The organism is Streptosporangium canum, assembly GCF_900113865.1.
Classification (GTDB): domain Bacteria; phylum Actinomycetota; class Actinomycetes; order Streptosporangiales; family Streptosporangiaceae; genus Streptosporangium; species Streptosporangium canum.
In genome coordinates this window covers 152881-165030 of the sequence record NZ_FOQY01000010.1, presented here as the reverse complement: position 1 = coordinate 165030, position 12150 = coordinate 152881, and the positions used below count along the sequence as shown (strand labels likewise).

Here is a 12150-nt window from a genome sequence, read left to right as displayed (position 1 = left end):
CCCCGCCCGGTCACGCGCCGTCGACCGCCGCGAGGATCTTGTCGAAGGCCGGGGTGAGCTTGGCGGCGGTGGCCCTGCCGGCGTTGACCAGGTAGATGTTCACCAGCCGGTCCGTGCCGCCGACCAGGCCCTCCACGATCGTGCCGTTGCGCTTGCAGACGACCGAGCCGTCGCCGGCTGCCGAGTCGAGGAGCTTGCCGCCGAACTCGCCGCAGTTGCCCTCGAACTCCTCGCGCACCTTCGCGATGCCGTCACCCGTCACCACGTCGACGCGTAGCGCCAGCGGGTCCGAGGCCTCCTGAGGCTCGTCGGCGGCGGTGTAGATGCACGCCGTCGCCCTGACCGACTCCATGGTCTCCAGCGGGTGGTCCTCGCGCTTCTCCCGCAGCTCCCAGGTCAGTGACGTGGCCTCGGACAGGCCCGCGACGGTGAGCGGGCAGCCGCCGGTGTCCTTGGCCTGCGCGCCGGTGTCCTTGGCCCGCGCGCCGCCGTCCGCCCCGCCCTCCCCGGCGGCGGGCCCGGCCTGCGAGCCGCAACCGGTCAGGAGCGCGCCGGCGACGGCGATGGCGAGAATGTGGGTGCGTTTCATGATGGGGCCTCCCGTTGACTGCCCCATTGGTATGGCGGAGCGCTTGCAGCCCGCTCGATCATCGCTTGCCACCGGCCTGCCCGGAGCCGCCCATACCCGTGACGGCCCGGCTCGGGGGAGCCGATTGGACAGCGTGGTGCCGGTGACCACCTTGCCCGTGACGGCCCGGCTCGGGGGGAGCCGAGCGATCTACCGGCGGCGGGCGCCGTTACTGGCGGTAGTCCTCGACCTCGCCGATCGGGCGCGGCGCCGCCGAGTCGGGGTCCTCCCCGAACTCACGACGCGCCCGGCGCTGCCTGAGCAGGTCCCAGGCCTGGTCGAGGGCCTCCTCAAGCTGCGTGATCCGGTTGTTCTCCTCGTGCGAGGAGATCGAACCGGAGGCCAGCCGTTGCCGGAGACCGTGCTCCTCGGCGATGAGCTCGTGGATGTGGGTGAGGATGTCGTCGTCCTTCATTTCATTCCCCCTGTCTGGACTCCTTTCGGGACTGTATCCGATGCGGAGATCTCATAATGTGGGCGCGTGTCCCAGGTATTTGCAGTCGTCTGCTAGCGTGCTATGCATGCTGCGCGGTCTGCTTCTTAGCTGCCGCGACGAGGGCCTGTAGAAGGCCGGCTCCCTCGTCGCGGAGCGAGCCATGCGCGTCGGCCACGATTGTCTTTCCAGTCGAGGAGCCCTTGCATGTATCCGCAGCAGCAGCCCAGCCCCATGCCGTTCAAGCGCTACGAGTCCTATGCCCCGGTCCGGCTCGACGACCGCACCTGGCCCGGCAAGGTCATCGACAGGGCCCCCCGGTGGTGCGCGGTGGACCTGCGTGACGGCAACCAGGCGCTGATCGACCCGATGGACTCCCACCGCAAGCTCAAGATGTTCGAGCTGCTGGTGAAGATGGGCTACAAGGAGATCGAGGTAGGTTTCCCGGCCGCGTCGCAGACCGACTTCGACTTCGTCCGGCAGATCATCGAAGAGGGTCTGATCCCCGACGACGTGGTGATTCAGGTCCTGACCCAGGCCCGGCCCGAGCTGATCGAGCGGACCTTCGAGTCCATCCAGGGCGCGGCGACGGCCATCGTCCACCTGTACAACTCCACCTCCACGCTGCAGCGCCGGGTCGTCTTCGGCCAGGACCGCGAGGGCATCACCGCCATCGCCGTCGAGGGCGCCAAGCTCTGCAGGAAGCTGGCCGACGCCTCCGACGTGGACGTCTACTTCCAGTATTCTCCGGAGTCCTTCACCGGGACCGAGCTGGAGTACGCCGTGGAGGTCTGCGACGCCGTCAACGAGGTCTGGCAGCCCACCCCGGACCGCAAGGTCATCGTCAACCTGCCCGCCACCGTCGAGATGGCCACGCCGAACATCTACGCCGACCAGATCGAGTGGATGCACCGCAACCTGGCCTACCGCGACTCGATCATCCTCTCCCTGCATCCGCACAACGACCGGGGCACCGCCGTGGCCGCCGCCGAGCTGGGCTACATGGCCGGGGCCGACCGCATCGAGGGCTGCCTGTTCGGCAACGGCGAGCGCACCGGCAACGTGTGCCTGGTCACGCTGGGCATGAACCTGTTCTCGCAGGGCGTCGACCCGGAGATCGACCTGTCCGACATCGACGAGGTCCGCAGGGTCACCGAATACTGCAACCAGCTGCCCGTCCACCCGCGTCACCCGTGGGGCGGCGAGCTGGTCTACACCGCCTTCTCCGGCTCCCACCAGGACGCGATCAAGAAGGGCTTCGAGCACCTGGAGCGCGACGCCGCCGCCGCGGGCGTCCCGGTGGAGGAGTTCACCTGGGCGGTGCCGTACCTGCCGATCGACCCCAAGGACATCGGCCGCACCTACGAGGCGGTCATCCGGGTCAACAGCCAGTCCGGCAAGGGCGGGGTCGCCTACATCATGAAGGCCGACCACCAGCTCGACCTGCCGCGCCGCCTGCAGATCGAGTTCTCCCGCGTCGTCCAGGCCCGTACCGACGCCCTCGGCGGCGAGGTGAACCCGGCCCAGATGTTCGAGGTCTTCACCGACGAATACCTGCCGAACCCGACCAGCCCGTGGGGCCGCCTGGGCCTGCTGGCCCACCGGACCGTCTCCAGGGGCGACGAGAAGGACGCCATCAGCGTCGACCTGCGTGTCGACGGTGAGATCCGCGAGATCGAAGGCGTCGGCAACGGTCCCATCTCCGCCTTCTGCGACGCGCTTGCCGGGATCGGCATCCGGGTCCGCGTCCTGGACTACGCCGAGCACGCGATGAGCGCGGGCACCGACGCCAAGGCCGCCTCCTACATCGAGTGCGAGATCGGCGGCGAGGCCCTGTGGGGCGTCGGCGTCGACGCCAACACCACCACCGCCTCCCTGAAGGCGATCATCTCCGCCGTCAACCGCGCCACCCGCTAAGTACGGCCCGCGCGGTTCCCGGCACGACCTGCCGGGGCGACGCGCCCGACAAGCGCCCACAAGGCCTCACGTCGTCCATTCGACCGCGCCCTCCGCGTGACCCGCGGACGCGCGGTCGAGTCATGTCCGCATCCGGGCATCCGGGTCCCCGAGCGGCGGAAGGACCCGGCCGGCTGCCGGTGGGCTTGACCTTCAAGTCGGATGAACCTCGACAATCAGCCCCATGGACGGCAACGCACCACAATTGCTGAGCATCAGCGCCTTCGCCCGTCGCGTGGGCCTCGCACCGAGCGCTCTGCGTTTCTACGACGACTGCGGTGTCCTGCCGCCGGCGCACGTCGACGGCGCGAGCGGCTACCGCTTCTACCAGCCAGAACAGGAGAAGCGCGCCGTTCTCCTGCGCGAACTGAGGGAGGCCGATGTGCCGCTGCCCGACGTCGCGGTGGTCCTCGACGGCCCGCGGGAACAGGCGCAGCGGGTGCTGCACGCGCACCTGCGCAGGATGCTCGACAGGACCGAGAGAGGACGCTCGGCGATCGAGGAGATCCTGCGGTCCCTCCCGGTGACCGGTAGCCATGCCGAGGCCAGGGTCGGGGGCGCGGAGCTGGCGAGCGCCATCCGCCAGGTCGTGCCGGCCACGGCCTCGGACGAGGGATTCCCCGTGCTCGGCTGTGTCCTGATCGAGCTCGGCGACGGCGAGGTCCGGCTGGTGGCCACCGACCGCTATCGCCTGTCGATCCGTGTCCTGCACCCGGCGGCCATGCACGGGGACCCCCGCCAGATCCTGGTGCGGGCGGCGGACCTGGTGGAGATCGGGCCGTGGGCGGCGCGGAACGCCGAGGTCACCGTCGAGTTCGACGGGGGAGCGGCCCGGCTGCGGGGTGCCGGGGAGTGCCGCGTCCTGCCGCTCTTCGAGGGCCGCTTCCCGTCCTACCGCGAGGCCCTGTCTGTCCTCGGCCCGCCCGAGCACCGGATGATCGTCGACCGCCTCGCGTTCCGGGACGCCCTCCTCAGCCGGGGGGACACCTCGTACGTCACCGTCGCCACGGCCGGGGACGGACTCGCCGTCACGATCGCCACGGCCGGAGACGGCCCCGCCGCCCGTGCCGGTACGGGCGGCCCCGACCCCGCCACTTCCGGCGGCGCGGCTACGGACGGGCCTGCTGTCTGTGCCGATACGGGCGAACCCGGACCCACCACCCCCGGTGCGGCGGCAGACGGAACGGGCTCCACCGTCGCCGACACGAACGGAACCGTCTCCACCGTCGCCGACACGATCCGTCTGGCGGCGATCTGCTCGGGACCTCCGCTGCGGATCGCCTTCGATCCCGCCACGTTGATCCCCGCCCTGGAGGCCGGCGTCGGGCCGGACGTCCTGCTGGAGGTCTCCACCACGACCCACCCCGTCATCGTCCGCTCCGCCGACCAGGGCAGCTTCACCACGCTTGTGATGCCCGTGGCCCCTCTCTCCCTAGGATGATCATGGATCCCAATAACCCCGTCGTACGGCTGTGCACGCAGGGCATGCAGGCCGAGAGCCAAGGCCGGGCCGACGAAGCGCGTGATCTGTTCCTGCAGGCGTGGAAAGCCGCGCAGGACGACTACGAGGCGTGTATCGCCGCGCACTACCTGGCCCGGCACCAGCCCACCCCGGAGGAGACCCTGCACTGGAACCAGGAATGCCTGGACCGCGCCGACCGGGTCGGCGACGAGCGGGTCCGTGGCTTCTACGCCTCGCTCCACGGCAACATGGGCAGATCCCACCTGGAGCTCGGCCAGGTCGATCAGGCCCGCGAGCACTTTCTGCAGGCCGCCCGGCGCGTCGACGACCTCCCCGCCGGCCAGTACGGTGACTGGCTCCGTTACTGCGTCGCCGAGGGACTCCGATCCACCCGCGCCGCCACGGCCGGCGGCACCGCCGACCCGGTCCTGGAGATCCTCGGAAAGCTGTGCGCCCGCGCCGACCTCAAGGCGCTCAGCCTGCTCCTGCCCGCCTACATGGGAGACCTCGGCACGGCCGATGACGGCGAGCGGATCACCACCGCCCTGCGGATGCTGCACGCCGAACGCCGCCTCCCCGCCGACGAGCAGGCCGCCGTCAGCCAGGCCATCACGGCGAGGACCGCCGGCGTGTGAGCGAGCGGGCGCACGCGCACTGCCCGTACTCCAAGGCGCTGCTGGGCAACGTCGACGTCGGCCTGCACCTCGCCTGATCATCCCGGCTCCGGTGGGTCGCGGCCGTGAACCATATATTTTACAGATAAAACACCAGGTAAGCTTATATGTATGGGGACCACGGACGAGCGACAGGGCACGCGTGCGCCCATGCGAGGAGGGCTGCCACTGAAAGGGGTGTTCCGGCTCCGGCGGTTCGGCGACATCTGGCACAAGAACGCGCTCAGCGCGGTCATCGCCCTGGCGATCCCCGATCTGGTCCTCCTCGCGCTGGGCCGTCTGGACCTGGCGGTCTACACCTCCGCCGGGGCGATGTGCGCCCTGTACGCGCACGGCCTGCCGTACGCGGCTCGGGCGCGCACCCTGCTCCGGGTGGCGCTGGGAATGATCGCGAGCGTGGGGGTGGCGCTGACCGCGGCCGGCCTCACCCGATCCACCGTCGTCCTGATCATCGTGGCCGCGGTGCTGGCCGCCCTGCACAAGGTGGCGTGCGACGCCGCCCGGATCGGCCCGCCGGGAAATGTGATCTTCACTTTCATGGCCGCGACGTGCGCCTTCATGCCCCAGCGGCTCAGCGAGGTGCCCTTCCACCTGGTGCTCGCGACGGCGGGCGCGGCCCTGGCCTGGCTGGTCTGCATGGCCCCCGGGATCGTCCGCCCCGACGGCCCCCAGCGCATCGCCGTCGCCCGCGCCCTGGAGGCGGCCGCCCGTGCCCTGGAGACAGCCGCGAGGGTCCCGGCGGCGACCGCGGGGAGCCCGGCGGCTGTTGCGGGGGTTCCGGCGGCGGGGGAGAGCCTGGTGGAGGCCGTGGGGAGCTCGGCGGCGATCGCGGGGGTTCCGGCGACGGCGGGGGGCCCGGCCGCAGGAAGCCCGGCGGCGGACGCCGCCGTGTCGCGGGCACGCCACGACGCCGCCGCCGCGGTGAACGCCGCCTGGCACACCCTCCTTCTCGCCCCCGCGGGGCCGGGTCGCGGCGCGCTGGAGCGCCTCCTGGCGCACGCCGAGGAGTCCCTCGCCACGGGATCCGCCGCCGGCGATCGGCCCGCCGCCTGGGCCGCCGACGCCGACCGTCTCGCCGCCTGGGCCGGGGACCTGCGCCGGAACCGGCCGCTGCCCCAGACGGGTCTCACCGAGGCCGAAGCCGCCGAGCTGACGGGCATAGCGGTGGAACGGGCCGCGCGCCGCGGCCGACCGCGCGTGCTGCGGGCGTTTCACCCGGCCTCCCCGCTGTTCCCGATCGGGATCCGTGTCGCCGTCGGGTCCGCTCTCGCCGGCGTGATATCGATGGCGACCGGGGTCGGTCACCCCTACTGGGCGATCGTGACAGCCGCCTCCGTCTTCCAGGCCAACGCCGTACTGTCCTGGCACCGGGGGCTGCAACGCGCGCTCGGCAGCTTCGCCGGCCTCCTGCTGTTCACGGCGCTGCTGCCGGTCAGCCGGACCGGGCAGCTCGCGCTGGTGCTGCTCGTGCTGCTCCTGCAGTTCGTCACCGAGGCGCTGATCACCCGCAACTACTGGCTCGGCACTGTCTGTGTGACCCCGATGGCGCTGCTGCTGACCGAGTTCCCCGGCTACCAGCCCGCCGGGTCGCTGATCGCCGACCGCTGGCTGGACACCTGCGTGGGCGTCGCCGCAGGGCTGCTCGGCTGCCTGCTGGTGACCAACCGCCGCACCGTGAGCCGGATCGACGGCGCGCTCCGGCGGGTGGCCGTCACGCGGGCCGCCGCGGAACGCCTGCTGGAGGCCGGTTCTCCCGGAGCGGGTGACCGGTCCCGGGCCCGCGGCCTGCTCGTCACCGCCCTGGTGGAACTGCGCGAGGTCACCGAGGTCGCCGCCGGAGAGTGGTGGCAGCGCGCGCTGCCGGAGGAGCGGATAGCCCGGGCCGAGCAGCAGGGGCACCGGACGCTCGCCCGGCTGGCCGGGCCCGTCCGGGATCCGGCCGGGATAGAGTCGGCTCCGGGATCATGATCAGTTAGGGGAAGCGGGGGCGTGGAGGACATCGTCGCGCAGGTGATGCGCCAGTGGGAGCGAATTCATCCGGAGCTGGACGTCACGCCGATCGCCGTGATCGGCCGCCTCAACCGCTGTGTCCTCCTGCTCCAGCAGGCCACCGACGCGCCGCTGCGCGAGCATGGCCTGACCCGGCCCGAGTTCGACATCCTCGGCACGCTGAGACGGCTGGACCGGGAGCTGACCCCCAGCCAGATCGCGAGGGAGACCTTCGCCTCCGGGGCCGCCGTAACCAAGCGGGTCCGGTTCCTGGAGGAGCGCGAGCTGGTGAGCCGCCGCCCCGACGACCGGGACCGGCGGGTCTCCCACCTGGCGCTCACCGAGCAGGGCCGCCTGCTCATCGACCGGCTGCTCCCGGAACAGCTCGGCTACGAGGGGGCGCTGCTGGAGGCCATGGCCCCGGAGCGGCAGGGAGAGCTGGCGGACCTGCTCGGAGAGCTGCTGCTCCTGCTCGAAGGCCGGCTGGGCGTCCGCCAGCCCTGACCGCAGCTGGACAGGCTGGGAGAGCACATCTACGACGCCGCGTAGCTATAAGTCACTTTTAGTTTCGCGTCTGATCGACACCTGAAACTAAAAGTAACTTGTAGTTGGTAGTGGTTAGTCGAACTCTCCGTCCTTCACGCCTCCGATGAATGCGTCCCATTCGCCGGGAGTGAAGATCAGTGCGGGGCCGGTCGGATTCTTGCTGTCTCGGACGCCTCTACGGCCGCCGGACAGTTCGGCGACCTCGACGCAGTTGCCGCCGTCAGGTCCCGACCGGGTGGACTTGCGCCATGCGACAGTGTTGAGTTCCTGGGTCAGCTCGTCCATCGCTGTAGCGTCTCCTTGATCAGCCCTAGGGATTCGCGCTGGGACAGTGCTTCGGAGCGAATCCCGTCATATCTATATGCTAGAACGCTGACGTCTTCTGGTCGCTCCGTTACTCGGCTCATGACTCCAGCGGACTCGACGTATGCGGTATCAAAGACTCCCTGCGTCTGTGCGATGGCGAATCCGCCAGCAAGGCCCGTCGTGGAGTACGCCTTGAGAGGAAGAACCTGGATGGTGATTCGGGGAGCCTGACCGGCTTCAAGGAGATGGGCGATCTGCGCCGCCATCACAGCAGGGCTGCCGATCGGCCGGTGGAGAACCGCCTCATCGATAACCACCCAGAGCAGAGGCGGCTGAAGGCGCTTGAGAATGTTCTGGCGCTCCATACGAGCGGTCACCTGTTCCTCGACCTGCTCAGGCGTAACGCCGATATCGCCGCTCAGGACGGCCCTGGCATAGTCCTCTGTCTGGAGGAGGCCAGGTACCACCAGCGGTTCCCAGGAGCGGAGAGCCTCCGCCGTGGCCTCCACGTCGAGCCATGGCCGGAACCATGCGGGGGCCGCCGTGTGGCTGACCATCGGCCACAGTCGTATCAACGCCCCGTCCGCCTCCAAGGCCTCGTCGCAGTATCGGGCGAACTCCTCCGACGGTGGCCGGCTCGCGGTCTCGATCATGCTGATCGTTCCGACCGAGTATGGGATTTTCTTCGACAACTGGATCTGGGACCAGCCTTTGACCTTGCGGTGTCGCCGCAGCTCGAAGCCGAAGAGCGCGGTCGGCGACTCCGAGGGATAGAGATCACTTTCTTTCGGCATCCGATCTCCCGGGGGCTTTCATCAACATTTCAATGATCATGTCGTCGAAGCTGTTGATAACCGTTTGAAGTCGATTGACTACCGAATGTATCCGAGGTTTGGGACGGTGGGAAGGGCGATCGGGATCGACTTCTTCGGATGGGTGAGTTCATGAAAGCGGTGAGCGCGGAGCCGAAGCTCCACGGCGAGGTCAGTCTTCCCGGTGTCCGTGAGTCCGTTTCGCGAGCGCGCTCCGAAGTGCGTGAATGGTTCGGGGAGGCGCATCCTGCGATCGACGACGTCGTGCTGGCCACGTCGGAACTGGTGACGAACGCGATCGTGCACTCCAACGCGGATGCGGGTGATCTCATCCGCCTCACCGTCACCGAGGCGGAGGGTTTCATCGGTATAGAAGTCAACGATCCGGGCTCAACGTTTTCGGGACCTCATGTCCGGAAGGAAGCAAACGCGGAGGACGGCCGGGGCCTGTTGATCGTTCGCGAGATCTCGCTGGCATGGGGGGTCCGCGAACACGGCTGTGGCCTGGGCCGTACGGTCTGGTGTGCCATCCGAGCCGCCCCGCTCCCCGATGACCCGTCCGCTCCCGAACCGGTGTCCGGGTAATCCGGTCAGGGAGACGGACGCGGCTCCCTGGCCGATCGCGCGCCGACGACCAGGGAGCCGGGTGGCCCTGCCTTCTCCTTGGAGGGGTGAGAGGCAGGGTCACCCACCACCAATGTCCGGCCGGAGCCTTCCCCCGTAGCCCGGCCGGATCGATCCCCCGATGGAGAACCATCCCACCCCCATCGGGGGATCACCTCTGTCCGAACGTTCTGGTTGCGCCGTACGGCCGCCGGGTCGCTCTCCATCGAGGCCATGCGGTCCGGCAGGTCAGGGTGCGGAGTTCAGCTCGGCGAGTTCCAGGGCACGACGGTGCAGAGTCTCCGAGCGGATCCGTAGAAACTCCCCGTAAACGCTGCACTGATTCTCCGGGAAGCCGATGTGAAGGGTCCGGGAAGCCGATGTCAGGGAGACGAGACTGTGCCAAAAAGAGAGTGACGTGTCCAGGCGTTGGTGATCGCGCTGCCAGGATTACGCTTCCCTCGTCGGTCATTTGAACATCACGATCCGGCGTTCGACAGGCCGCGGTTGATGACCTCGTCGCGGAGCCGCTTCAGCGCGACCGCGACACCGTCGCGTTCGATCCGCCAGACGTCCCAGCCCGCACATGCCTTCGTCCCGGCGACTGCGGCTCCGGCGGCGGACAGGGAGTGGAAGGCCTGGCCCGTCTCCAGCCTGATCGCTCCGTCCGCCTCGACGGTGGCGAAGTGGACCACGCCTCTGACCGTCCGGAAGATCTTGGTATCCGGTTTCATCAGGCCGTTCTTGATCAGGTCGAGAAGCTCGACGCCGTAGTGCGAACGGCGCCGGGGTGCGGCCGGCTCGGGGACGACGACAGTGATCTGCGGCAGCCGGAAGCCGAGCCTGGCCGGGCTCCAGACCTCCTCGCAGAGGAGGCGGTAGAGGCCCTGCCGCTGCTCGATCTCCTGGACGCCGAACTCCGGGCAGGGCCGGAACGCCAGGTCGAGGCCGGCGGCTCTGAGGTAGTGGGTGAACGGGGTGTTGCGCAGGCGGCTCTTGGGGTGCAGGGAGGCCGCGAGCCGGTTCTCGGCGTAGTAGTGCTCAAGCTTCTGCCCGTAGGGGTCGTCCCGGAAGCTCGCGTTGACGGACTTGGGCAGGAGCAGCAGGGCACCGAGGCGGTTGCGCCAGAGGTCGAACTCCGCAGGGGTTCTGACGGCATCGGTGTGCCGCTCGAAACGGTTGGCCCAGATGTGCTCGATCTCGTAGTCGCGGGAGCCCCGGAGAAACTCGTACTCATGCTCTCCCCCCTCGCACGCGCGCTGGACGTGAGCGGTCATGCGCGAGAGTAGGTAGCGGACCAGGCGGCGGTTGTTCGCCCGGAGGCCGAAGGAGGCGATCTCGCGGAAGTCGTGCTCCAGTAGGGAGGCCTCCCGGCCGAGGACGGTGGCGACCTCCTCGGCCGTCCGGCAGATCCGCAGGACCGGGATCAGCCGGTGGATGATCTCGTCAAGGTCGCGGCGCTGCACGGGCAGGTTGTTGACGCACCGCCGTACGTAGACGAGGTCGAGGAACGCCGCGGCCATCGAGCACTTCTCGGCGAAGGTCTGGTCGGTGTCCTCGGGGGAGACGACGGAGAGCAGAAGAGTGAACTGGTTGTCGAGGCCGTTGTAGCCGTTGAAGAAGACGGCAGCGAGCTCGGGCCTGAACTCCCCGCAGGCCCGGAGTAGGACGCGGTAGCGCTCGGACACGTCCGTGAGCTTCCTGATGAATTCCCACGCGCCGGCCGGCCGGTCGATCCCCAGCTGGATCTCGTTGCGCAGGATCCACTCGTGAACGGCCCGCCCGATCTCGGCGGCGTCGGTTGACGTCTCGTCGAAGTGCGCGTATTGCGCCAGGAGGAAGGAGCGGACGTAGGCACTGGGCGTGCCGGCCTCGGGAGAGTCCGTCTCCGCGGAGGTGAGACGGGCCAGCATGTCGGCCCACGACCTGCTCAGTTCCTCTCGTGTCTGCGGGTTGACCCGCCGGAACAGGTGGCCTTTCAGCAGGTCGACGTGGCTCAGCCGGAGTCCCCGGTCGTTCATGGACACGAAGATCTCGCGTCCGTTCTCCTGGTCGAGGGCCTGGATGCCGACCAGGCACACGCGGTCGAGCAGCCACCGGACGAAGGGCACCAGGGCCTCGCCGCGCAACACATCGGGGAAGTCGCCGTCGATCTCCCTGCTCCGATCGTGGAGATTTCGCACCGAGACATGGGCGTCGTCGAGCAGCGTGAAATCCTTGAGATCGTTCCAGTCGGTGACCAGGGAGTTGAGAAGCTGGGCGCGGGCCAGTTCCTCGGAGCTGCCGACCTTGAAGCTCCGCCTGCCGTGCCGGGCTGTGTAGGTGAGCCCCTCCAGCTCATCGGCGTAGATCCACTTCTCCTGATCGATCAGCAGCTGCCGGAGGTAGATCAGCAGGAGGTGGAGCGTGGTGACGCGCTGCTGGCCGTCGACGAGGAAGGTGCGGCCGTCGCTCTCGTGGTAGACGTAGGGGCCGAGGAAGTAGGGGGCATAGCCGTTGACCTCGTCGCGTTCGTGCAGGGGGTTCCACTGGCTCAGGAACCGGTTGCTCAGATCGTCGATCAGCGTGCGGACCTCGTCACGGGTCCAGGTGTACTCCCGCTGGTAGTAGTCCAGTGCGAAGGAGTTCTTCTTGAAGAGGTTGTGGACCGTTACACCTTCGCCGTGAATGGGACTGTCCGCCATGAACTCGGGAGCGCCTCTCGCCTGCGGGGGTGTGGCTCGTCGAGAGCCCGCTAACTC

11 protein-coding genes are annotated in these 12150 nt (G+C 68.9%); 6 read left to right on the top strand and 5 right to left on the bottom strand.

The genetic code is table 11. The features are described 5' to 3' along the window. Positions 1-10: 10 nt before the first annotated feature. Positions 11-589: a hypothetical protein gene (locus BM085_RS17285; RefSeq protein ID WP_093887990.1), complete on the bottom strand. Its 579-nt coding sequence runs from the start codon at positions 587-589 to the stop codon at positions 11-13. 208 nt (positions 590-797) lie between these two features. Further along, positions 798-1043 carry a DUF2630 family protein gene (locus tag BM085_RS17280; RefSeq protein WP_093887989.1) on the bottom strand — a complete coding sequence of 82 codons (246 nt, stop codon included), beginning with the start codon at positions 1041-1043 and terminating at the stop codon, positions 798-800. 225 nt (positions 1044-1268) lie between these two features. Between BM085_RS17280 and leuA the strand changes: the two genes are divergently transcribed. From leuA to BM085_RS17255, 5 genes are all read left to right on the top strand, one after another. Beyond that, complete coding sequence (gene leuA, locus BM085_RS17275) at positions 1269-2978, top strand: 2-isopropylmalate synthase (protein WP_093887988.1); 1710 nt, start codon at positions 1269-1271, stop codon at positions 2976-2978. 223 nt (positions 2979-3201) lie between these two features. Further along, on the top strand, positions 3202-4458 hold the full coding sequence (locus tag BM085_RS17270) for a DNA polymerase III subunit beta family protein (RefSeq protein ID WP_093887987.1): 1257 nt from the start codon (positions 3202-3204) through the stop codon (positions 4456-4458). A gap of 2 nt (positions 4459-4460) precedes the next feature. Continuing rightward, positions 4461-5114 (top strand): hypothetical protein, encoded by a 654-nt coding sequence (locus BM085_RS17265; RefSeq protein WP_093887986.1) that lies wholly within the window; start codon positions 4461-4463, stop codon positions 5112-5114. Between the two features lie 150 nt (positions 5115-5264). Further along, complete coding sequence (locus tag BM085_RS17260; RefSeq protein WP_093887985.1) at positions 5265-7121, top strand: FUSC family protein; 1857 nt, start codon at positions 5265-5267, stop codon at positions 7119-7121. 21 nt (positions 7122-7142) lie between these two features. Beyond that, complete coding sequence (locus BM085_RS17255) at positions 7143-7646, top strand: MarR family winged helix-turn-helix transcriptional regulator (RefSeq protein ID WP_218158738.1); 504 nt, start codon at positions 7143-7145, stop codon at positions 7644-7646. Between the two features lie 114 nt (positions 7647-7760). Here BM085_RS17255 and BM085_RS17250 read toward each other — a convergent pair whose 3' ends face one another. Next, entirely contained in the window at positions 7761-7973 is a 213-nt protein-coding gene (locus BM085_RS17250) for a DUF397 domain-containing protein (protein WP_093887984.1), read from the bottom strand. Then, on the bottom strand, positions 7961-8788 hold the full coding sequence (locus BM085_RS17245; protein WP_093887983.1) for a helix-turn-helix domain-containing protein: 828 nt from the start codon (positions 8786-8788) through the stop codon (positions 7961-7963). The genes BM085_RS17250 and BM085_RS17245 overlap by 13 nt, the downstream gene beginning before the upstream one ends. 138 nt (positions 8789-8926) lie before the next feature. Between BM085_RS17245 and BM085_RS17240 the strand changes: the two genes are divergently transcribed. Further along, a complete protein-coding gene (locus BM085_RS17240; protein WP_093887982.1) occupies positions 8927-9391 on the top strand; it encodes an ATP-binding protein in 465 nt (154 codons plus the stop codon). Between the two features lie 497 nt (positions 9392-9888). Here BM085_RS17240 and BM085_RS17235 read toward each other — a convergent pair whose 3' ends face one another. Then, on the bottom strand, positions 9889-12093 hold the full coding sequence (locus BM085_RS17235) for a GmrSD restriction endonuclease domain-containing protein (RefSeq protein ID WP_093887981.1): 2205 nt from the start codon (positions 12091-12093) through the stop codon (positions 9889-9891). Positions 12094-12150 lie beyond the last annotated feature (57 nt).